The sequence below is a fragment of the Pseudomonas sp. JBR1 genome (assembly GCF_028198185.1).
Classification (GTDB): domain Bacteria; phylum Pseudomonadota; class Gammaproteobacteria; order Pseudomonadales; family Pseudomonadaceae; genus Chryseomonas; species Chryseomonas oryzihabitans_E.
This window is the reverse complement of the sequence record NZ_CP116340.1, coordinates 4,222,127-4,242,413: the sequence shown is the minus strand read 5'-3', so window position 1 is coordinate 4,242,413 and position 20,287 is coordinate 4,222,127. Positions and strand designations below refer to the sequence as shown.

Below are 20,287 nucleotides of genomic sequence, written 5' to 3'. Positions count from 1 at the left end.
GGCGGATACAGCATAGAGAGGGGCGTCACGCGCGGCAACGTTCGTGCGCAGGCGACCGGAGGCCTCAATGGATCGTCAGCGCCGCCGATAGCCACGGCATTGAATGCCCTCCGGAGTCCCCGATGAGTTCCAGATCCATCCGCACCTCCATCACCCTGCTGGCCGGCGCCTGCATCCTGGTGGTGGTGATCGCCCTGATCGCCTATACCCTGCTCGCCGGTCAGCGGACCCGCACGCTGGTCGATACCCATACCGAGGCCCTGGCCGCCACTGCCGCGGAGGCCCAACTGACCGCGGAAGCCGAAGCCGTGGGCAACCAGCTGCAGCGCCAGCTGGACGTCCCCCTACAACTCGCCAACCAGCTGGCGCAGCTCAACGTGGCCATGGGCAGCGGTGGCGACCAACAGGTCGACCTGGATCGCCAGAGTCTGGTCCGGCTGCTGGGCCAGACCCTCAAACGCCAGCCCGGCCTGCTCAGCCTCTATACCGTCTGGGAGCCTAATGCCATCGATGGCCAGGACGAGCGCCATCGCGGCGACGCCGCGGCCGGTTACGATGAGCAGGGCCGCTTCACCCCCTGGTGGCACAAGACCCTCGATGGCGACGTGACGGTGGAGCCGATCGGCCCGACCGTGGAAAGCCAGACCCGGCTGCCGTCGGGCGTGCGCGAAGGCGAGTACTACCTCTGCCCGCGGGAGTCCCGTACCACCTGCGTGCTCGACCCCATGCCCGATACCGTCAACGAACAACAGGTGCTGATCGCCTCCTTCAACGTACCCATCCTGGTCGGTGGCGCCTTCAAGGGCGTGGTCGGCGCCGACGTGCCACTGGACTTCATCCAGCGCCAGCTGGTCAAGGCCAATGGCCGTCTCTATGGCGGCGTGGGGCGCATGGCCCTGGTGGCCGGCAAGGGCACCCTGGTCGCCTACACTGCCGACGCCGCCCAGCTGGGCAAGCCGGCCGAACCGGTGCTGGGCGCAACCCTGGCCGGTCTCAAGGACCTTGGCGAGGGCGTCACGCGCCGTTTTGATGCCAAAAGCGAGCGCTACCAGGTCTATCTGCCGCTGCGCTTCACCGGCGACGACCGTCAGGTCTGGACACTGATCATCGAGCTGCCCCGCGAAGCGGTGCTGGCCGATCTCTACAGCCTCAAGGAAACCCTGGGCACGCAGAGACACCAGGACGTGATCGGCATGCTGCTGGTGGGCCTGGCGGTCGCCGGCGCCGGCCTGTTGGTGCTCTGGTTGATCAGCCTGCGCATTGCCCGTCCGCTGCGGCAGATGGTCGCCATGCTCGACGCCATCGGCCAGGGCGATGGCGACCTGACGCAGCGCCTCGCCACTGATCGCCGTGACGAGGTCGGGGCCATGGCCGGCGGCTTCAACAGCTTCCTGGCGTCGCTGCAGAACCTCATCGGCCAGCTGGTCCGCTCGGTGGGCGAAGTGGCCACGGCGGCCGACCACACCTCCCATATCGCCCAGCGCACCCGCGACGGCGTGGAGCGGCAGTTGCAGGAGATCGACCAGCTGGCGACCGCCATGCAGGAGATGACCGCTACCGCGCAGGACGTGGCAGGTAATGCCGGCCGCGCAGCGCGCGCCGCCACCGAGGCGGACGGCGCGGTCAACGAAGGTCAGCGGCTGGTGCAGCAGAACGTCGCCAGCAGCACCGCCCTCGCCCAGGAGATCGAACGCGCGGTGGACCAGGTCCGCCGGGTCGCCGAGGACAGCGAGAACATCGGCTCCATCCTCACCACCATCAACGGCATCGCCGAGCAGACCAATCTGCTGGCGCTCAACGCCGCCATCGAGGCGGCGCGGGCCGGCGAACAGGGCCGTGGCTTCGCGGTGGTGGCCGACGAGGTGCGCAACCTGGCACAGAAGACCCAGGTCGCCACTGGCGAGATCCAGGCGATGATCCAGCGTCTGCAGCAGGGCACCCGCGAGGCGGTGACGGTGATGCAGAGCAGCGGCGCCCAGACCAGCACGCAGGTCGCCCAGACCGAGGCCACCCGTCGCGCCCTGGACACCATCCTGGCGGCCGTGAGCGAAATCACCACCATGAACCTGCAGATCGCCAGCGCGGCGGAAGAGCAAAGCGCGGTGGCCGAAGACATCAATCGCAACGTGGTCAACATCGGCCAGAGCGCCCAGGCGGTTCACGGCGAAGCCGACAGCGCCTCGCGTGCCGGCCAGCAGCTGCGCGAGCTGGCCGAGCAGCAACGCCAGCTGGCGGGACGTTTCCGCGTCTAGCAGCGCGACCCTCGCGCCCCCTCTCCCCTTGGGCGAGGGCTGGGGTCAAGGCCGGGTCACCACCCGGCCCCCTCGACACCTTGGCGTTCGTCGGCAGGGCTACCCGGCCAAAACCCTAAAGGGGGAGCGGTGCACTGCCGATAGCCTGGCGCCACCCAAGCACTGGAGTGCTCTCGATGTCTTTCCGCTCAGTTCGTACGACCATCACGCTGCTCTCGGGGAGCTGCATCCTGGCCGTCGTCATGGCGCTCGTCGGTTATGTGCTCTTTGCCGGCATGCGTACCCAGAGCCTGGTCGACACCCATACCGCCCAGCTTGCCGAACGTGCCGCCCAGGCCCGACTGGACGCCCAGGCCCAGGCGATCGCCGGCAACCTGATGCAGAAGCTGGACCTGCCGCTCACCGTCGCCCGCGGCATCGCCCAGCTCAATGCCCAGGCCGACAGCAGTGCTGAACGACACCTGAAGATCGACCGCGACGGCCTCTCCAACCTGCTTCAGGAAACCCTGCTCGACAATCCCGAACTGCTCGATGTCTATGCGGGCTGGGAGCCCAATGCCTTCGACGGCGCGGATGCCCAGTACGTCGGACGCAGCGAAGCCGGCTATGACGCCACGGGTCGCTTCATGCCCTGGTGGTATCGCACGCCCGAGGGCGGGCTGAAGGTGGAACCGTTGGGACCGACCATGGAGAGCCAGACCATCCTGCCTACCGGGGTCCGCGAGGGTGAGTACTATCTCTGCCCGCGGCAGCGTCTCAAACCCTGCATCGTCGACCCGGCACCCTACGAGATGAATGGGCAGAAGATCCTGATGTCCTCCTTCAATGTGCCCATCCTGGTCAAGGGCGCTTTCAAGGGCGTGGTCGGCGCCGATCTGTCCCTGGCCTTCATCCAGGAACAGCTCAAGCAGGCCAATGCCGGACTCTACGACGGCGCCGGCAGCATGGCACTGGTCGCCAACCGCGGCACCCTGGTGGCCTATACCCGGGATCCCAAGGCACTTGGCGAGCCGGCTACACAGATTCTCGGCGACGCCGCCCAGGGCCTGGCGCAACTCGGCGACGGCGTGACCCGCCGCTTCGACAGCCAGCACGACCTCTACCAGGTGTACCTACCCCTGCGCCTGGGCAGCGATGCCACCACCTGGACACTGATCCTGCAGCTGCCCCGTGCCGCGGTGCTCAGCGACCTGCAGCTCCTGCAACAGGCCCTCGGCGAGCAACGCCGCACCGACATGATCGGCATGCTGCTGGTGGGCCTGCTGGTAGCCGGCGGCGGCCTGCTGCTGCTCTGGCTCATCAGCCTGCGTATCGCCCGACCCCTGCGGCAGATGGTGGCCATGCTCGACGACATCGCCAAGGGCGATGGGGACCTGACCCAGCGGCTGACGGTCAATCGCCGGGACGAACTTGGCGCCATCGCGACTGGCTTCAATGCCTTCCTCGGCTCCCTGCAGCACCTTATCGGTCAGCTGGTGCACTCGGTTGGCGACGTGAACGCGGCTGCCAGCCAGACCACCGACATCGCCCAGCGCACCCGCGACGGCGTCCAGCGTCAGCTGCAGGAAATCGATCAGGTGGCCACCGCCATGCAGGAGATGACGGCTACCGCCCAGGACGTCGCCAGCAATGCCGGCCGCGCCGCTCAGGCCGCCACCCAGGCCGACAAGGCGGTCGGCGAAGGCCAGCGCGTGGTCCAGCAGAACGTTCGTGACTGCACCAGGCTGGCCGAGGAAATCGAGCGTGCCGTGACTCAGGTACGCCTGGTAGCGGACGACAGCGAGAACATCGGGTCCATCCTCACCACCATCAACGGTATCGCCGAACAGACCAACCTGCTGGCGCTCAACGCGGCCATCGAGGCGGCCCGGGCTGGCGAGCAGGGCCGCGGCTTCGCCGTGGTGGCCGACGAGGTGCGCACCCTGGCGCAAAAGACCCAAATCGCCACTGGCGAGATTCAGAGCATGATCCAGCGCTTGCAGAGCGGCACCCGCGACGCCGTGGCGCTGATGCAGGACAGTCATGCCCAGACCGACAATCAGGTGGAACAGACCCAGGCCGCCAGCCGGGCTCTGGAGGTCATTCTCGCGGCTGTCGGCGAGATCACCGAGATGAATCTGCAGATCGCCAGCGCGGCCGAGGAACAGAGCGCCGTGGCCGAGGACATCAACCGCAACGTGGTCAACATCGGCCAGGCGGCCAATGGCGTACACGACCAGGCGGATCAGGCTTCACGTGCCGGCGGTCATCTGAGCGAACTGGCCGAGCGGCAGCACCAGTTGGCGGCGCGCTTCAAGGTCTGACTACAACGGCGTCAAACACTCCGGTCCATCCACCTCGGGCCGGTTGACGATGTCCGCCAGCACCCGCTCGCGCAGCGGCATGCCGCCGGTCGCCAGCACTTCCTGCAGGGCCTCGGGAGAACTCTCCGGATCCTGCCAGAGGGCACGGCCCGCCTCGTCGAGCAGAATGGGGCGGCGCAGCGGGCCGGCCGCCTGGGTGACCATGGCCACCGACAGCCAGAGCTGATCGCCGGCCGGATAGGCCTCCCAGAGCGCGGCGAACCAGGCCAGGGGCTCGCCATTAAGCATCCAGTAGGGTCGCTTGCGGTGGTTGCCACGCCATTCATAGAAGCCATTGGCCGGCAGCAGGCAGCGCCGCAGGCGAAAGGCCTCGCGAAACATCGGCTGGGTAGCCAGGCTTTCAGCACGGGCATGGGTAGGGGTGCGGGAAAGATCGGTAAGCCAGGGGGGCGTCAGTCCCCAGCGGCCACTGTCGAGACGCTCGCCCTCCTCCGTGCGCCGCTGCAGCAGCACCTGCTGATGGGGGGAGATGTTCCAGCGCGGCGGATGCCGTTCAGGCAACCCCGGCAGCGCGGCGAATTCGGTGGGCCAGCGGAACAGGGCGTAGCGTCCGGACATGAAAACCTTTCAACAGATGAGGATGCCCTGCTCGGGGGAGGGATCCTCTCCCGGCAGGGGCGTGGCGGCATTGTACGCGGCGATCAGTGCCTGCGCGCGCTGGGCTTCCTCGTCCTCGACCAGCAGACCGAGCAGCCCCACCGCCGGCAGGTCACCGATGCCTCCGAGCAGATGGCGACCGGCGAGGAAACCACTGATGCCCTCGCTGGCGAGCACGGCCAGGAGCAGTTCGCCCTCGTGCAGCGACCCCGGCTCATAGATGCGGCGCATCAGTCATCCTCCCGCCGAACCTCGAGATTCCAGTCCTCGCCGTCGGTGTGCAGCCCGAAGCGGATCGGTCGGCAGCAGACTTCGCAGTCTTCGTAGTAGTCCTGATCACCGCCGCTGAGGTCGAGCACCACCTCGCCCGGTTCGCCGCAATAAGGGCAATCGTATTCCTGGCTTTCCAGCATCTGCCTGTACTCCTTGACCGCCAACCTGCCGCCCATCCGGCCCCTGGCGCTTGCATCTGGCGCCACGCCCACTACTATGGCCGCCGGAATTTCTACAAGAGAACACCATGGGCGAGTTCGAAGCCATTCGACCCTATAACGACGCGGAAGTCCCCGGGGTTCTGGCCCGCCTGATCGACGACGACCACTTCATCGGCATCCTTGCCGGCTACCGGTTCCCGCGCCTGTCCAAGGGACTCGGCTGGGTAGTGCGCCCCCTGCTGCGCACGCGCCTGCGCCAGGAACTGAGTGGTATCCAGAGCGTCGCGGCGCTGCAGGACAAGCTCGAACCCTATGTGGATCGCGCCATCGAGAAGGCCTCGGACGGCGTCACCTACTCGGGCATCGACCAGCTGCGCAGCGGCCGCGCCTATCTGTTCCTGGCCAACCACCGCGACATCGTGATGGACCCGGCCTTCGTCAACTATGCCGTCTACCACGCCGGCCTGCCAACGCCGCGCATCGCCATCGGCGACAACCTCCTGCAGAAGCCCTTCGTCAGCGACCTGATGCGGCTGAACAAGAGCTTCATCGTGCACCGCTCCATCAGCAGCCGGCGCGAAAAGCTGGCGGCGTACCAGAACCTGTCCGCCTACATCAATCATTCGATCCGCCAGGACGGCCAGTCCATCTGGATCGCCCAGGCCGAGGGCCGGGCCAAGGACGGCGACGACCGCACCGATTCGGCCATCCTCAAGATGTTCCACATGAGCTGCAAGGACGAGCCCTTCGCCGAGCTGGTCAAGGCGCTCAACATCGTGCCGGTATCCATCAGCTACGAATTCGATCCCTGCGACCAGGCCAAGGCCCGCGAACTGCACATCCGCGCCACCACCGGCAGCTATACCAAGGCGCCGGGCGAGGATGACGTCAGCATCGCGCTGGGCATCACCGGCTACAAGGGGCGGGTGCACGTTGCCTTCGGCGAGCCGGTCAGTGGCGAGTTCGAGGATGCCAAGGCGCTGGCCCAGGAGATGGATCGGCAGATCCTCGGCAACTACCGGCTGTTCCCTGCCAGCTATCTGGCCTATGCCGCCTGGGATGGCCGCGATGCGGAGCTGGCCGTACCCGCCGTGGACGCCCTGTTTCCGGCCGAGGAGATCGAGGTCGCCCGTGCCGAGTGGGAAAGACGCCTGGCCGAATGCCCGGCGGACCACCGCGCCCAGCTGGTGCGCCAGTACGCCCAGCCGGTGCTGAACAAGTACCGCGTCCTGGCCGGTCTGGAATAGCCCACGCGCGCTCATGAAAAAGCCCGGCACGAGCCGGGCTTTTTCATGAGCGGTCGCGGCTCAGTGGCCGCTGAGCACCTGTACCACGGTCGGGTCCTTGAACACCCGGGTCAGGGCATCGCTCAGGACATCGCTGACCAGCTTGGTGTTGGCTTCGGCATTGGGGGCCATGCCAAAGCGCTGGTTGAGACTGGCACCATAGCGGCCCTTGTAGCCGCGCTGGCTGTTGCGCACCTCGACCTGGAAGGCCGCGGCGACGTCGGACGCGGTGACGTACAGCTCCTTGGGCGACTGATAGTTCAGCTCGGCCAGGGTCAGGGTCAGCTGGGGCGCGCCCGGGCCGGCATTGGGTGATGGGGTGAAGCCCATCTGGCGCACGGCCTTCTCGGCTTCCGCCTGCAGCTTGGGAATCACGTCCTGGGTCTGTACTACCACCACACTGGTGTCGGGATAGAGACCGCCGCGGGTGCCCAGGGTGAAGGAGGAACGCCCGTCGACCACCCGGACCGAGACCGGCTGGCCCTGGCCGACCGGGGCGATGGGCGCGGTGATCTGGGGTTGCGGACTCAATTGCTGGGGGCTGCTGGCACAACCGACCAGGGTCAGACCAGTGGCGGCGAGCAGGCCGAGCAACAGGCGATAGCGCATGCAGAGACTCCGGAAGAAAGGGACAGGGGGCAGTATACCCAGCCCCTCACCGGCGTCGATAGACCGGGCCTCCGGACAAAGAAACGCCGGCACGAGGCCGGCGTCGCTCAGACCAGGTGTTATGGCTTGGTCGCCAGCGGCGGCCGGGTCTGGCTGCGTTCCAGCCAGCCACCGCCGAGGGCCTTGTACAGGGTGACCTCGCTGTTGAGCTGGTTGAGTCGGTCGGTGATCAACTGCTGCTGAGCGCTGTACAGCGAGCGCTGGGCGTCGAGTACCGTGAGGTAGTTGTCGATGCCCTGCCGATAGCGCAGGTTGGCCAGGTCGTAGTACTCCTGGCTGGCCTGCACCAGGTCCTGCTGGGCCTGCAGCTGGTCGTCGTAGGTGCCCTTCGCCGCCAGGGCATCGGCCACTTCGCGGAAGGCGGTCTGGATCGCCTTCTCGTAGGTGGCGACGTTGATGTCCTTCTGGATCTTGGCCGCATCCAGGCTGGCCTTGAGGCTGCCGGCGGTAAAGATCGGGATGTTGATGCTCGGCGAGAAGGTCCAGTAGCCAGAGCCGGCGTCGAACAGGCCATTGAGATCCCGGCTGGCCGTGCCGCCCTGGGCGGTCAGGCTGATGCGCGGGAAGAAGGCCGCCCGGGCCGCGCCGATATTGGCGTTGGCGGCGCGCAGCTGCAGCTCGGACTGGAGGATGTCCGGACGCTTCTGCAAGAGATCCGACGGCAGGTTGGCCGGCAGGTCGGCGAGCAGGTCCTTGCCATCCAGGCCCTTGCCTTGTGGCAGGTCCGCCGGGATCGAGGTGCCCAGCAGCAGGGTCAGGGCGTTGCGATCCTGGGCCACCTGGCGGGTGTACTGCGCCAGATTCGCCCGTGCCCCTTCCAGGGCGGTACGCGCCTGACGCAAGTCCAGGCCGCTGGCCACGCCGTTCTCGACGGTCTGCCGGGTCAGGTCGTAGGAGCGCTGGTAGGCGGCAAGGGTCTCGCGGGTCACCTGCAGCATGCGCTGGTCGGTGAGCCAGGCGTAGTAGGCATTGGCCACTTCGGACACCAGCGAGATCTGGGTGCTGCGGCGCCCTTCGCTGGTGGCGAAGTAGTTGAGCAGCGCCTGCTCGCTGAGGCTGCGCAGGCGGCCGAACAGGTCCAGCTCATAGGAGGTGAAGCCCAGGGTCACGCTGTACTGGCTGCTGATGCTGCCACCCCCTCCGCCGCCCGCGCCGTTGGCACTGTTGCCGGCGAGCAGTTCGCGGATGGCGGAGACCTGGCTCAGGTCTTCCGGCTGACGGGAACGGGTACCGGTGCCGCTGACGCCGATATCGGGAAACAGCTCGGCGCGCTGCACGCGGTACTGCGCCTGGTAAAGCCGCACGTTCAGAGCGGCCTGGCGCAGGTCGCGGTTGTTGTCCAGCGACAGCTGGATCAGCCGTTGCAGCGCCGGGTCGCGATAGAAATCGCGCCAGCCGATGTCCGCCGCCTGCTGGTCGCGATTGACCGTGAGGGCATCGTAGGCCTGGCCGTGGGGCCAGGCATTCTCCACCGGTGCATTGGGCCGCTGGTAATCGGGGATCAGGCTGCAGCCGGAGACGGCCAGCATGCCCACGACCACCGCCAAGACAGACTTCTTCATATCAGTGTCCTTCCTTGCCATGGGCTTCCTGGTCCTTGCTGGCCTTGTCCTTGAACAGGCTGCTGACCACCACGTAGAACATGGGAATCCAGAAGATTGCCAGGACCGTGGCTGTGAGCATGCCGCCGATCACGCCGGTACCGACCGCGTGCTGGCTGCCGGAGCTGGCGCCCGAGGAGATCGCCAGGGGCACCACGCCCAGGATGAAGGCCATGGAGGTCATGATGATGGGCCGCAGGCGCATGCGCGAGGCTTCCACCGCCGCATCGACGATGTTCTTGCCGCCCTCGTGCAGCTCCTTGGCGAATTCCACGATCAGGATGGCGTTCTTCGCCGCCAGGCCAATGGTCGTCAACAGACCGACCTGGAAGAAGACGTCGTTGGCCAGGCCACGGAAGTAGGTGGCCAGCAAGGCCCCCACCACCCCCAGCGGCACCACCAGGATGACCGCGATCGGGATCGACCAGCTCTCGTACAGCGCCGCCAGGCAGAGGAACACCACCAGCAGCGACAGCGCATAGAGCGCCGGCGCCTGGGAGCCGGACAGCCGTTCCTCGTAGGACAGACCGGTCCAGGCGATGCCCACGCCCTGCGGCAGGTCCTTGGCCATGCGCTCGATCTCGGCCATGGCGTCACCGGTGCTGTAGCCAGGCGCGGCGGAACCGAGGATCTCCAGCGAGGAGATGCCGTTGTAGCGCTCCAGCTTGGGCGACCCGTAGATCCATTCGCCGCGGGCGAAGGCCGACACCGGCACCATCTCACCTGAGCCGTTGCGCACGTACCACTTGTTGAAGTCCTCGGGGTTCATCCGCGCGCTGGCTTCGCCCTGCAGGTACACCTTCTTCACCCGACCGCGGTCGATGAAGTCGTTGACGTAGCTGGAGGCCCAGCCGATGGACAGGGTCTGGTTCACGTCGCTCTGCGACAGGCCCAGGGCACGCACCTTCTCGTCGTCGACGATGAGCTTGAATTGCGGCTCGTCGTTGAGGCCGTTGGGACGGGTCTGCATCAGCTTGGAATTCTGCGCGGCCATGCCGAGCAGCTGGTTACGGGCGGCCATGAGCGCCTCGTGACCGATGCCGCCCTGGTCCTGCAGATAGAAGTCGAAGCCGGTAGCGTTACCCAGCTCCAGTACCGCCGGCGGCACGATGGCGTAGACGATGGCGTCCTTGATGCCCGACAGGTAGCCCATGGCCCGACCGGCCACGGCGCTGGCACCGTCGCGCGCATCCGGGCGCTCTTCCCAGGGCTTGAGCTGGATGAACGCCAGGCCCGAACTCTGGCCGCGACCGGCGAAGTTGAAGCCGTTGACGGTGAACATCGAGCTGACCGCGCTCGAGTCGTTCTTCATCATCATCTCGCGCATGGTGTCGAGCACCTTCTGCGTCCGCTCGGCAGTGGAGCCCGGCGGCGTGGTGACCTGGGCGAAGATCACGCCCTGGTCCTCTTCCGGCAGGAAGGACGACTGGATACGGGTGAACAGGAACACCATGACGCCGACGATCAGCACATAGAGCAGCAGGAAGGGCACCTTGTGGCGGATCACGGCGGCCACGCTGCGCTCGTAACGGTGCTGACCGTTTTCGAACTTGCGGTTGAACCAGCCGAAGAAACCGCGCTTCTCGTGGTGCCCCTGCTTGACCGGCTTGAGCATGGTGGCGCACAGCGCCGGCGTCAGGATCAGGGCCACCAGCACCGACAGCACCATCGAGGAGACGATGGTGATGGAGAACTGGCGATAGATCACCCCGGTGGAGCCACCAAAGAAGGCCATGGGCACGAACACCGCCGACAGCACCATGGCGATACCCACCAGGGCGCCCTGGATCTGGCCCATGGACTTGCGCGTCGCCTCCTTGGGCGAAAGGCCCTCCTCGGCCATCACCCGCTCGACGTTTTCCACCACCACGATGGCGTCGTCCACCAGCAAGCCGATGGCGAGCACCATGCCGAACATGGTCAGGATGTTGATGGTGAAACCGGCGGCCAGCAGCACCGCGAAGGTGCCCAACAGGACCACGGGCACGGCGATGGTGGGAATCAGGGTGGCCCGGAAGTTCTGCAGGAACAGGAACATCACCAGGAACACCAGCAGGATCGCCTCGCCCAGGGTCTTGACCACCTCGTGGATGGAGGCGGTCACCACTGGGGTGGTGTCATAGGGATAGACCACTTCCATGCCCGGGGGCATGAACGGCTTGAGGCGGTCGATAGTGGCATGGACCGCCTTGGCGGTGTCCAGGGCGTTGGCCCCGGTGGCCAGACGCAGGGCCATGCCGGACGCCGGCTTGCCGTCGAACTGGGCATCGATGGAATAGTTCTCGCCGCCCAATTCCACCCGCGCCACGTCGCGTAGCCGGACCTGGGCCCCGCTCTGGTCCACCTTGAGGAAGATCTTGCCGAATTCCTCGACGCTGGTCAGACGGGTCTTGCCGATGATGGTGGCGTTGAGCTGCTGTCCCGGCACCGCCGGCAGGCCACCGAGCTGACCGGAGGCGATCTGCACGTTCTGGCTCTGGATGGCGGCGCTGACATCGACCGGGGTGAGCTGGTACTTCACCAGCTTCTGCGGATCGAGCCAGATGCGCATGGCGTACTGGGCGCCAAACACCTGGAAGTCACCGACACCAGTGGTCCGGGCGATGGGATCACGCATGTTGGAGACGATGTAGTTGGACAGGTCTTCCTTGGTCAGGGAGCCATCCATGGACACCAGGCCCACCACCATCATGAAGTTGCGCTGGTACTTGGCGACGCGCATGCCCTGCTGCTGGACTTCCTGCGGCAGGAGCGGCGTCGCCAGCTGCAGCTTGTTCTGCACCTGGACCTGCGCGATATCGGGGTTGGTGCCCTGGTTGAAGGTCACGATGATGGTCATGCTGCCGTCGGAGTTGGACTCCGAGGAGATGTACCTGAGGTTGTCGATCCCGTTCATCTGCTGTTCGATGACCTGGACCACGGTGTCCTGCACTGTCTGCGCCGAGGCGCCCGGATAGGACACCTGGATCGATACCGCCGGTGCGGCGATGTTCGGGTACTGGTTGATCGGCAGATTGAGGATCGACAGGATGCCGGCGAGCATGATCACCAGGGCGATTACCCAGGCGAAAATGGGCCGGTCGATGAAGAACTTGGACATCGGGCGCTCCCCTTACTGACCCTGACCCGCCGGCTTCTGCTCGGCGGAGGCGATGTTGCTCGCCGGCTTGGCGGTGACGGTGGCACCCGGTTTGATCTTTTGCAGGCCCTCGGTGATGACCTTGTCACCGGCCTTGAGGCCATCGGTGACCAGCCAGTCGGAACCGACGGTACGCTCGGTCTTGAGTACCCGTTGCTCGACCTTGCCCTCGCCGTTGACCACCATGGCGGTGGGCTGGCCCTTGAGGTTGCGGGTCACGCCCTGTTGCGGTACCAGCAGGGCATTCTGGCGCACTCCGGACTGCAGCTGGGCACGCACGAACATGCCGGGCAGCAGCAGCTTGTCGGGGTTGGGGAATTCGGCGCGGATGGTCACCGAGCCGGTGCCCTGATCCACCGACACCTCGGCGAACTTGAGCTTGCCGGGACGGCTATAGGCGCTACCGTCCTCCAGCATCAGCTTGACCTCGGCGGCGTTCTCGCCCTGCACCTTCTGCAGCTGACCGCTGTCCAGCTCGCGACGCAGGCGCAAGAGGTCGGTGGCGGACTGGGTCACGTCGACATAGATGGGGTCCAGCTGGGTGATGCTGGTCAGGGCGGTGGTCTGGTCGGCGGTGACCAGGGCGCCTTCGGTCATCATCGAGCGACCGATGCGCCCGGAGATGGGCGCGGCGACCTTGGTGTAGGCCAGGTTGATCTCGGCGTTGCGCAGGGCGGCCCTGGCCGATTCCACCTGGGCTTCGTTCTGCCGCTGCATGGACAGCGCATCGTCGGCTTCCTGCTTGCTGATCGCCTGCTCCTTGACCAGGGCGCCATAGCGCTGGGCCTTGAGCCGGTTGGAGGCGAGCGTGGCCTGCGCCTGGGCCAGGGAGGCCTTGGCGGAATTGACGTTGGCCTCGTAGGTGCGCGGATCGATCTGATAGAGCTGGGTGCCGGCCTTCACGTCGGCGCCTTCGGTGAAATAGCGCTTGAGCAGGATGCCGCTCACCTGGGGACGGACCTCGGCGATGCGGAAGGCGGCGGTACGCCCGGGAAGTTCATCGGTCAGGGTCACGGTGCGAGGTTCCATCGTCACCACCCCGACTTCCGCGGGCTTCTGCTGCTGTTGCTGCTGGTCCTTGTTGTCCTGCTTGCCGCAGGCACCCAGGGCCAAGGCTACGGCCAGCAGGGCGGGAGCGAAAAAGGCATGCGCCGGCTTGATCTGCATATCAAAAGTCCTTGAAAGCTGGGAAATGAGCATGCGCAGCGCGCCTTGTGGATCCGCACCGGCTCGAGCATAGGAATTATTATCAGACAAATATACTTACGTTCACGACTGTTTGTAAATAACCCAAGTGCCATGCTCGGGTATCTCGCCGGGTGCTCCGACGCTCGTGAAAAAGGCCATGCTGACAAAACCGGGCCCGTGCGACGACCTCGGTAGCAGACCATGAGGCAGGAGCCGAGTTCTGCCGGGAAATTTCCCTGGCGTCCACTCCATCGCCAAAAACGACCAGCCACAAAAATGCCGGACGAATCCGGCATTTTTGGTTACAACCTGAGGGCGTCCCGTTACTGGCGCACGCCTTCGAAGGACAGCATGAATTCCACTTCCTGGGACTTGGGACCAAGGTCCTTCTGGATGTTGAAATCCTTGAGCTTGAGGGTGGTGGTGCCCTCGAAGCCGGCGCGGTAGCCACCCCACGGGTCCTTGCCCTCGCCCATGAAGTGGGCCTTGATGGTGACCGGCTTGGTCACGCCGTTCAGGGTCAGGTTGCCAGTAACGTCGGCGGTGCCGTCGCCGGTGGGGGTGACCTTGGTGGATTCGAAGCTGGCCTGGGGATGGGCGGCGACGTTGAGGAAGTCGGCGCTGCGCAGGTGCTTGTCACGCTCGGCGTGGTTGGTGTCGACGCTGTCGGTGTTGATGGTCACCTTGACCTTGTCGGCGGAGGGATCCTTGGCATCGAAGCTGAAGTTGCCGTCGAAGTCCTTGAAGGTGCCGTACAGCCAGCTGTAGCCCAGGTGCTGGATACGGAACTGGATGAAGGCGTGCTGGCCCTGCTTGTCGATCTTGTAATCGGCGGCCATGGCCTGGCCAGCGCCCAGCAGAGCGGTACCCAGGGCCAGGGCGGCAACGGTTTTCTTCAGCATTGGATGAAGCTCCATGTGTTGGTGGGAAAGGCGATCAGTGCGGGATATGGACCCGGCCGATCATGCGGACCAGGGTGCCGTCGCGGTCGACGAAGTGGTGCTTGAGCGCGGCCACCACGTGCAGGCCGGCCAGGACGATCAGCGTCCAGGCGAACCAGAGATGGATCTTGCCAGAGGTGTCGGCCTGCTCCGGCAGACCGCTCAGGGTCGCCGGGACCTTGAACCAGCCAAAGACATCGATGGCCACGCCATCGGCGGTGGAAATCAGGTAGCCGGCCACCATCACGGTGAGCATCAGCCCATAGAGCAGGAAGTGCCCGGCACCCGCAGCGCGGCGCACCAGGGGACTGCCTTCCACCGGCGGCGGCGGGCTGACCAGGCGCCAGAGCAGGCGCAGCACCAGGGCGATCAGCAAGAGGATGCCGGCGCTCTTATGCAGCTCGGGGGCGGTGTGGTACCAGGTGTCGTAGTAGTCCAGGGTCCGCATCCACAGGCCGGAGGCGAACATGGCGATGATCGCCAGGGCCATGACCCAATGCAGAACCAGACTTACCAGACCGTAGCGAAGGCCGTCGTTGCGCCAGTGCATCGCTTTTCTCTCCTGAAAAAGCTTTGCCTAAGCCTAGCCGCAAACGTATCGATGGAAAGCGGAAAAAGTGTCGAATCAATATCGAAGGATTCGATGGATCGGAGGGCGCGCGAGCGCCTCGTCCGGTCCGGCCCAGACGCTGCGCAGCGGCAGCGTCCGGGCTCAGGTCGCGATCAGAACGACCAGTGGAACAGCTTCCAGAAGAAGCCGTGCTCGCCACTGGCCTTGGCCGGCGCGGCGTCGCCGGCCTTGGGTGCAGCGGCCGGTTGGGCGGCGGTCTTGGCACTGGCCACGACCGGCACCACGGCCTTGCCGGCCTTGAGGTCGCGGACCTGGCCGGCGGCGCGCTGACCGCTGGCCAGGGCGCCTTCCAGGGTGCCCGGATGCAGCGGATCGGTGTGTTCGCCAGCGAAGATCACCCGGCCGGTCGGCTTTTCCCACAGCCGCCAGTAGCGGGTGATCTGGCCCGGACCATAGGCCAGATAGGCGCCACCCAGGCCCGGATCGCGGCTGTAGCGGCGGACTTCGTAGCCGGAAAAGGCTCCGCGCGCCTTGGGATAGAAGGCATGGAAGCGGATCAGCACCTGGTCGACCATCTGCTTGTCGCCAAAGGCCTGCACCAGGCGTGCGCTGTCACCGGCCAGGTTGACCAGCACATTGGCGCCGCCCTTCACGTCCGGCTCCACCCACAGCATGCCCAGGCCCTGGTCGCTGTAGATTTCGCCGCTCATGCGCGACTTGCTGTCCCACACCGGGGTCTTGAACTTGAGCAGGATCTGGTCGCGCCAGCCATAGGTGGTGCCCTTGATCGCCGCCTGCTGGGTAGCATCCAGCGCCGGCGTCATCTGCACCTGGCCGAGGGCGCGCAGCGGCACCGCCATCACCACGTAGTCGGCCTTGTAGCCGGTGGTACCAGCCTTGACCACGACGCCGTCCTTGTCCTGGACGATGCTGGAGACCTTATTGTCAGTCTTGATCGTCTTGATCTGCTTGACGAAGGCCTGGGCCAGCACCTCGCTGCCACCGGGCAGACGGGAGGCGCGCAGGTCCTTGTCGTCGACGCCGCGATAGACGCGGGTCTGCTGGGCCAGATAGAGCAGCGACAGGCGCGAGGGCTCGTCGTAGCGGACGCGGATGCGCTGGTTGATCAGCTGGCGCGCCACTGGCGGCAGGTTCTGCTTGTCCAGCCAGGTGGCGGCGTTGATCTGGTCGAGGGCGTGCAGGGTCGGGGTGGCGGTCGGCTGCAGCGGATCGCTGATGGCGGCGGCCAGGTCGTCCAGGGACTTGTCGACGCGCTTCAGGGCATCGGCCACGGCCGGCATCTTCTGCGCCAGGTCGTCCTGGGAATAGTACTGGCCTTCGATCAGGTAGCCCGGGGTGCGCACGAAGGACGGCGCGTCCACGGTCTTGAGCTTGAAGGTATCCAGGTAGTGGTTGAGCAGCGGCTGGGCCTTGGTGTCGCCGATCCACTCGCTGGAGGCGAGACCGGAGCGGCCGCCAACCCGCGGGCCGGCTTCCAGCAGGGTCACGTTCCAACCCGCCTGCTGCAGTTCATAGGCCGAGGCCAGCCCGGCCATGCCGGCGCCGACCACGATCACCGAGGGACCACTGGGCGCGACGGGTGCAGCGGCGGCCTTTTCCGGCGCCTTGTGCGTCTCCTTATGCGCCTTCTCGGCGGCGCCTGCGCTCAGGCTGGTAGCGAATACGCCGGCTGCCAAGCAGACGGTAAAACCTGTCCAACGCGACGACATCTTTTCTAGACTCCTGGGACCGGGGAACAGCGGTGGCGCAGCATACGCCAGCGGCCACGGGGCCACTAGCTGCCGCCACGACCGGCAATCGGCCCGCGCCTTGCTCCCGTCGCGCGCCCTGGCTTAGGCTTGCGCCCCCTTTTTATCGCCGGGCCCGCCGCCAGGAGACCGCCAATGACCAATCACGACTGGATGCGCCGTGACCTGGAGGTGCTCTGGCACCCCTGCACCCAGATGAAGGATCACGAGCAACTGCCGGTGATCCCGATCCGCCGCGGCGAAGGTGTCTGGCTGGAGGACTTCGACGGCAACCGCTACCTGGATGCCGTCAGCTCCTGGTGGGTAAACGTCTTCGGCCACGCCAATCCGCGCATCAACGACCGCATCAAGGCCCAGGTCGACCAGCTGGAGCACGTTATCCTCGCCGGCTTCAGCCATCAGCCGGTGATCGAGCTGTCCGAGCGCCTGGTCGCCCTGACCCCGGCCGGTCTCGACCGGGTGTTCTATGCCGACAACGGCTCCTCGTGCATCGAGGTGGCGCTGAAGATGAGCTATCACTACTGGCGCAACGTGGGGCAGCCGGAAAAGCGCCGCTTCGTCACCCTGACCAACAGCTACCACGGCGAGACGGTGGCAGCCATGTCGGTGGGTGACGTGGCGCTGTTCACCGAGACCTACCAGGGCCTGTTGCTCGACACCCTCAAGGTGCCGAGCCCGGACTGCTACCTGCGTCCCGAGGGCATGGGCTGGGAAGAGCATTCACGGCAGATGTTCGCGCACATGGAGCGCACCCTGGCCGAGCACCACGCCAGTGTCGCCGCGGTCATCGTCGAGCCGCTGATCCAGGGCGCCACCGGCATGCGCATGTACCACCCGGTCTATCTGCGCCTCTTGCGCGAGGCCTGCGACCGCTATGGCGTGCACCTGATCCATGACGAGATCGCCGTGGGCTTCGGCCGCACCGGTACGATGTTCGCCTGCGAACAGGCTGGCATCCGTCCGGACTTCCTCTGCCTGTCCAAGGCCCTCACCGGCGGCTACCTGCCGCTGGCCGCCTGCCTGACCACCGACGCCGTCTACCAGGCCTTCTACGACGACTACCACACCCTGCGCGCCTTCCTGCACTCGCACAGCTACACCGGCAATCCGCTGGCCTGCGCCGCCGCCCTGGCGACCCTGGACATCTTCGAACAGGACGACGTCATCGAGGCCAACAAGCCGCTGGCGCGGCGCATGGCCGAGGCCACGGCGCACCTGGTCGATCATCCCCACGTTGGCGAAGTGCGCCAGACGGGCATGGCCCTGGCCATCGAGATGACCGCCGACAAGGCCCACCGCACGCCCTACCCCTGGCAGGAAAGACGCGGCCTTGCGGTCTATCAGCACGCCCTCTCCCGTGGCGCCCTGTTACGGCCGCTGGGCAACGTGGTCTACTTCCTGCCGCCCTATGTCATCACCCCCGAGCAGATCGATTTCCTCGCCGAGGTAGCGACCCAGGGCATCGACCTCGCCACCCGTACCTCGGTCAGTGTCGCCCTGAGCGACCTGCACCCCAACCACCGCGATCCCGGCTGATCTGGAGTCCGCCATGCGTCTCACCCGCTGCCACCTCGACCTGCCCCTGGCCCTCGGCCGCCTGGACCTGCCCGAGGCCCAGGCCCATTACCTGGGCCGCGTGCTGCGCCTGGCGCCGGGGGATGCCGTGCAACTGTTCGACGGCAGCGGCCAGGAGTACCTCGGCCAGGTCGTCGAGGTGGGCAAGAAGACCCTCAGCGTCGAACTCACCGAAGCGCTGCCCGGCCAGCCGGATTCGCCCCTGCAGATCCACCTCGGCCAGGGCCTGTCCCGCGGCGAGCGCATGGACTGGGCGATCCAGAAGGCCACCGAACTGGGCGTGGCCGAGATCACCCCGCTGGTCAGCGAACGCTGCGAGGTGCGCCTCAAGGACGAACGCGCCGACAAGCGCCTGCAGCACTGGCGCCAGGTGGCCATCAGCGCCTGTGAACAGTGTGGTCGCTCCAGCGTGCCCCTGATCCATCCGCCGCAACTGCTGGCTGACTGGCAGGCCGGGGTGGACGCCGATCTCAAGCTGGTCTTGCACCCGGTGGCCGAGCCGCTGGAGAGCCATGCCCGCCCCGCCCGTCTGGCGCTATTGATCGGCCCCGAAGGCGGCCTGAGCGATGCCGAAGTCACGGCCGCCCGCGCTGCCGGTTTCCAGCCGGCGCGCCTGGGCCCGCGGGTGCTGCGCACCGAGACCGCCCCGGTGGTGGCCCTGAGCGTCGCCCAGCAACTCTGGGGTGATTTCCAAACCCCCTGACCGGCCTGACGGGCCGCTGCGGCGGCCTGCCCCCTTTCCTACGGATAGTTCTTGGAGCCCTGGATGACCCTGCCCTCTCGCCCCTACGCCGCCTTCCTGTTCGACATGGACGGCACCCTGCTCACCAGCGTGGCCTCCGCCGAACGTGCCTGGAGCACCTGGGCACGCGGCCACGGCCTCGACCCGGCGGACGTCCTGGCAGTCATGCACGGCGTGCGCGCGGTGGAGACGGTGAAGCGCTTCGCGCCCGCCGGCGCCGACATCGAGGCCGAGACCCGCGCCATCACCGAACTGGAGATCGCCGATGTCGCCGACATCCAGGAAATCCCTGGTGCCGCGGCCTTTCTTGCCAGCCTGCCAGCCGGCAGCTGGGCCCTGGTCACCTCGGCATCACGCCGCCTGGCCGAAGTCCGGCTCGCCGCCGCGGGCATGGCCCTGCCGCCGGTGATGATCTGTTCCGAAGACGTCACCCAGGGCAAACCGGCGCCCGACTGTTTCCTGGCCGGGGCGCGCAAGCTGGGGGTGGAAATCGGTGATTGCCTGGTGTTCGAGGATGCCCATGCCGGCTTCGCCGCCGCCAAGGCGGCCGGCGCCGATGCGGTGGCCATCACCGCCACCCATCGCGAGCCACTGGAGCTGGGCCTGCCGACCCTGGCGGATTACCGCAGAGTCACTGTCAGCCCGGATGAAAACGGCGGGATGCGCCTGACCCGGCAGGACTAGAACACGCCAGCAGCGGCCAGCCGCTCTTCCACCCCGATCAGATCGGGGATACGCGCCGTGCCGCCTTCGTAGGCCACGGCGCCCAACTCCAGGGCTGCCAGGGGCACCTTGGCGGCGACCAGTTCCGGGGTGATGCGCAGGGAGCGCGGAATGCTCCGAATCAGCAGGGCGAGGAAACGTACCCGGTCGCGCCCCCCCAGGGCGTTGAGGATGGCTACCCGTGCGTGGCGGTCGCCATCGAATTGCGCGGCACTGCCACTGGACAATGCCTCGAAGCTGATCAGCGGCAGACGCAGATCACGCCAGGCCACCTGACCCAGGCACCACTCCGGCTGAACCGGCAAGGGGCGAATCTCGCGGCATGGCACCAGTTCGGCCACCGCCGCATTGGGCAGCAGCAGGGTGCGATCGGCCAGGGTCAGCAGCAGACCGGTCAGGTGTTCGGCGCCGGGTGTGGTGGTCGACATCGGGAATTC

17 protein-coding genes and 1 pseudogene are annotated in these 20,287 nt (G+C 66.5%); 7 read left to right on the top strand and 11 right to left on the bottom strand.

What is annotated here, in order from left to right; all coding sequences use genetic code 11:
- Nucleotides 1–122: 122 nt before the first annotated feature.
- The 3 genes and pseudogenes from PJ259_RS23030 to PJ259_RS19655 all read left to right on the top strand — a co-directional run.
- Nucleotides 123–1,394 (top strand): annotated as a pseudogene (locus tag PJ259_RS23030) (HAMP domain-containing protein); the annotation flags it as partial.
- Nucleotides 1,368–2,252 (top strand): methyl-accepting chemotaxis protein, encoded by an 885-nt coding sequence (locus tag PJ259_RS23025; RefSeq protein ID WP_420480503.1) that lies wholly within the window; start codon nt 1,368–1,370, stop codon nt 2,250–2,252. The pseudogene PJ259_RS23030 and the gene PJ259_RS23025, both read left to right, overlap by 27 nt.
- 176 nt (nt 2,253–2,428) lie before the next feature.
- The gene (locus PJ259_RS19655) at nt 2,429–4,555 is read left to right on the top strand and encodes a methyl-accepting chemotaxis protein (RefSeq protein WP_271653888.1); all 2,127 of its coding nucleotides are present in this window, start codon (nt 2,429–2,431) and stop codon (nt 4,553–4,555) included.
- Here the strand turns inward: PJ259_RS19655 and PJ259_RS19650 are convergent, their stop codons facing one another.
- From PJ259_RS19650 to PJ259_RS19640, 3 genes are read right to left on the bottom strand one after another with little or no spacing between them, the layout of a single operon-like run.
- Nucleotides 4,556–5,173, bottom strand: coding sequence for an SOS response-associated peptidase (locus PJ259_RS19650; protein ID WP_271653887.1), 618 nt, complete (start codon nt 5,171–5,173; stop codon nt 4,556–4,558).
- 9 nt (nt 5,174–5,182) lie between these two features.
- Nucleotides 5,183–5,443: a putative signal transducing protein gene (locus tag PJ259_RS19645; protein WP_017639857.1), complete on the bottom strand. Its 261-nt coding sequence runs from the start codon at nt 5,441–5,443 to the stop codon at nt 5,183–5,185.
- On the bottom strand, nt 5,443–5,625 hold the full coding sequence (locus tag PJ259_RS19640) for a CPXCG motif-containing cysteine-rich protein (protein ID WP_017639858.1): 183 nt from the start codon (nt 5,623–5,625) through the stop codon (nt 5,443–5,445). Before PJ259_RS19640 ends, PJ259_RS19645 begins: the two co-directional genes overlap by 1 nt.
- A 107-nt stretch (nt 5,626–5,732) precedes the next feature.
- On the opposite strand from PJ259_RS19640, the gene PJ259_RS19635 reads away from it, so the two are divergent.
- The gene (locus PJ259_RS19635) at nt 5,733–6,893 is read left to right on the top strand and encodes a 1-acyl-sn-glycerol-3-phosphate acyltransferase (RefSeq protein WP_271653886.1); all 1,161 of its coding nucleotides are present in this window, start codon (nt 5,733–5,735) and stop codon (nt 6,891–6,893) included.
- A gap of 60 nt (nt 6,894–6,953) precedes the next feature.
- Here PJ259_RS19635 and PJ259_RS19630 read toward each other — a convergent pair whose 3' ends face one another.
- From PJ259_RS19630 to PJ259_RS19600, 7 genes are all read right to left on the bottom strand, one after another.
- Complete coding sequence (locus PJ259_RS19630) at nt 6,954–7,541, bottom strand: YajG family lipoprotein (protein ID WP_271653885.1); 588 nt, start codon at nt 7,539–7,541, stop codon at nt 6,954–6,956.
- Nucleotides 7,542–7,660: 119 nt separating this feature from the next.
- The gene (adeC, locus tag PJ259_RS19625; protein ID WP_059313569.1) at nt 7,661–9,163 is read right to left on the bottom strand and encodes an AdeC/AdeK/OprM family multidrug efflux complex outer membrane factor; all 1,503 of its coding nucleotides are present in this window, start codon (nt 9,161–9,163) and stop codon (nt 7,661–7,663) included.
- A 1-nt stretch (nt 9,164) separates the two neighbouring features.
- Nucleotides 9,165–12,302 (bottom strand): efflux RND transporter permease subunit, encoded by a 3,138-nt coding sequence (locus PJ259_RS19620; RefSeq protein WP_271653884.1) that lies wholly within the window; start codon nt 12,300–12,302, stop codon nt 9,165–9,167.
- A gap of 12 nt (nt 12,303–12,314) precedes the next feature.
- A complete protein-coding gene (locus PJ259_RS19615; RefSeq protein ID WP_271653883.1) occupies nt 12,315–13,508 on the bottom strand; it encodes an efflux RND transporter periplasmic adaptor subunit in 1,194 nt (397 codons plus the stop codon).
- Nucleotides 13,509–13,852: 344 nt separating this feature from the next.
- Nucleotides 13,853–14,431, bottom strand: a complete 579-nt coding sequence (locus PJ259_RS19610) for a YceI family protein (RefSeq protein WP_059313566.1) — start codon at nt 14,429–14,431, stop codon at nt 13,853–13,855.
- Nucleotides 14,432–14,465: 34 nt separating this feature from the next.
- On the bottom strand, nt 14,466–15,020 hold the full coding sequence (locus PJ259_RS19605; protein ID WP_271653882.1) for a cytochrome b: 555 nt from the start codon (nt 15,018–15,020) through the stop codon (nt 14,466–14,468).
- 173 nt (nt 15,021–15,193) lie between these two features.
- The gene (locus PJ259_RS19600; protein WP_271653881.1) at nt 15,194–16,771 is read right to left on the bottom strand and encodes a flavin monoamine oxidase family protein; all 1,578 of its coding nucleotides are present in this window, start codon (nt 16,769–16,771) and stop codon (nt 15,194–15,196) included.
- A 174-nt stretch (nt 16,772–16,945) separates the two neighbouring features.
- Here PJ259_RS19600 and PJ259_RS19595 point away from each other — a divergent pair, with 174 nt between their 5' ends.
- The 3 genes from PJ259_RS19595 to PJ259_RS19585 all read left to right on the top strand — a co-directional run bounded on the left by PJ259_RS19595 (nt 16,946) and on the right by PJ259_RS19585 (nt 19,811).
- Nucleotides 16,946–18,346: an adenosylmethionine--8-amino-7-oxononanoate transaminase gene (locus PJ259_RS19595; protein WP_271653880.1), complete on the top strand. Its 1,401-nt coding sequence runs from the start codon at nt 16,946–16,948 to the stop codon at nt 18,344–18,346.
- A gap of 13 nt (nt 18,347–18,359) precedes the next feature.
- Nucleotides 18,360–19,088: a 16S rRNA (uracil(1498)-N(3))-methyltransferase gene (locus tag PJ259_RS19590; protein ID WP_271653879.1), complete on the top strand. Its 729-nt coding sequence runs from the start codon at nt 18,360–18,362 to the stop codon at nt 19,086–19,088.
- A 63-nt stretch (nt 19,089–19,151) separates the two neighbouring features.
- Nucleotides 19,152–19,811 carry an HAD-IA family hydrolase gene (locus PJ259_RS19585; RefSeq protein WP_271653878.1) on the top strand — a complete coding sequence of 220 codons (660 nt, stop codon included), beginning with the start codon at nt 19,152–19,154 and terminating at the stop codon, nt 19,809–19,811.
- Here the strand turns inward: PJ259_RS19585 and PJ259_RS19580 are convergent.
- Complete coding sequence (locus tag PJ259_RS19580) at nt 19,808–20,278, bottom strand: chemotaxis protein CheW (RefSeq protein WP_059313560.1); 471 nt, start codon at nt 20,276–20,278, stop codon at nt 19,808–19,810. The two genes, PJ259_RS19585 and PJ259_RS19580, sit on opposite strands and share 4 nt — an antisense overlap.
- Nucleotides 20,279–20,287: the final 9 nt, after the last annotated feature.

What these genes read in the sequence shown, in the direction of transcription:
- PJ259_RS23025 (WP_420480503.1), top strand. Translation starts at nt 1,368, where the DNA reads ATGGCCGGCGGCTTCAACAGCTTCCTGGCGTCGCTGCAGAACCTCATC.
- PJ259_RS19655 (WP_271653888.1), top strand. Translation starts at nt 2,429, where the DNA reads ATGTCTTTCCGCTCAGTTCGTACGACCATCACGCTGCTCTCGGGGAGC.
- PJ259_RS19650 (WP_271653887.1), bottom strand. Translation starts at nt 5,173, where the DNA reads ATGTCCGGACGCTACGCCCTGTTCCGCTGGCCCACCGAATTCGCCGCG.
- PJ259_RS19645 (WP_017639857.1), bottom strand. Translation starts at nt 5,443, where the DNA reads ATGCGCCGCATCTATGAGCCGGGGTCGCTGCACGAGGGCGAACTGCTC.
- PJ259_RS19640 (WP_017639858.1), bottom strand. Translation starts at nt 5,625, where the DNA reads ATGCTGGAAAGCCAGGAATACGATTGCCCTTATTGCGGCGAACCGGGC.
- PJ259_RS19635 (WP_271653886.1), top strand. Translation starts at nt 5,733, where the DNA reads ATGGGCGAGTTCGAAGCCATTCGACCCTATAACGACGCGGAAGTCCCC.
- PJ259_RS19630 (WP_271653885.1), bottom strand. Translation starts at nt 7,541, where the DNA reads ATGCGCTATCGCCTGTTGCTCGGCCTGCTCGCCGCCACTGGTCTGACC.
- adeC (WP_059313569.1), bottom strand. Translation starts at nt 9,163, where the DNA reads ATGAAGAAGTCTGTCTTGGCGGTGGTCGTGGGCATGCTGGCCGTCTCC.
- PJ259_RS19620 (WP_271653884.1), bottom strand. Translation starts at nt 12,302, where the DNA reads ATGTCCAAGTTCTTCATCGACCGGCCCATTTTCGCCTGGGTAATCGCC.
- PJ259_RS19615 (WP_271653883.1), bottom strand. Translation starts at nt 13,508, where the DNA reads ATGCAGATCAAGCCGGCGCATGCCTTTTTCGCTCCCGCCCTGCTGGCC.
- PJ259_RS19610 (WP_059313566.1), bottom strand. Translation starts at nt 14,431, where the DNA reads ATGCTGAAGAAAACCGTTGCCGCCCTGGCCCTGGGTACCGCTCTGCTG.
- PJ259_RS19605 (WP_271653882.1), bottom strand. Translation starts at nt 15,020, where the DNA reads ATGCACTGGCGCAACGACGGCCTTCGCTACGGTCTGGTAAGTCTGGTT.
- PJ259_RS19600 (WP_271653881.1), bottom strand. Translation starts at nt 16,771, where the DNA reads ATGTCGTCGCGTTGGACAGGTTTTACCGTCTGCTTGGCAGCCGGCGTA.
- PJ259_RS19595 (WP_271653880.1), top strand. Translation starts at nt 16,946, where the DNA reads ATGACCAATCACGACTGGATGCGCCGTGACCTGGAGGTGCTCTGGCAC.
- PJ259_RS19590 (WP_271653879.1), top strand. Translation starts at nt 18,360, where the DNA reads ATGCGTCTCACCCGCTGCCACCTCGACCTGCCCCTGGCCCTCGGCCGC.
- PJ259_RS19585 (WP_271653878.1), top strand. Translation starts at nt 19,152, where the DNA reads ATGACCCTGCCCTCTCGCCCCTACGCCGCCTTCCTGTTCGACATGGAC.
- PJ259_RS19580 (WP_059313560.1), bottom strand. Translation starts at nt 20,278, where the DNA reads ATGTCGACCACCACACCCGGCGCCGAACACCTGACCGGTCTGCTGCTG.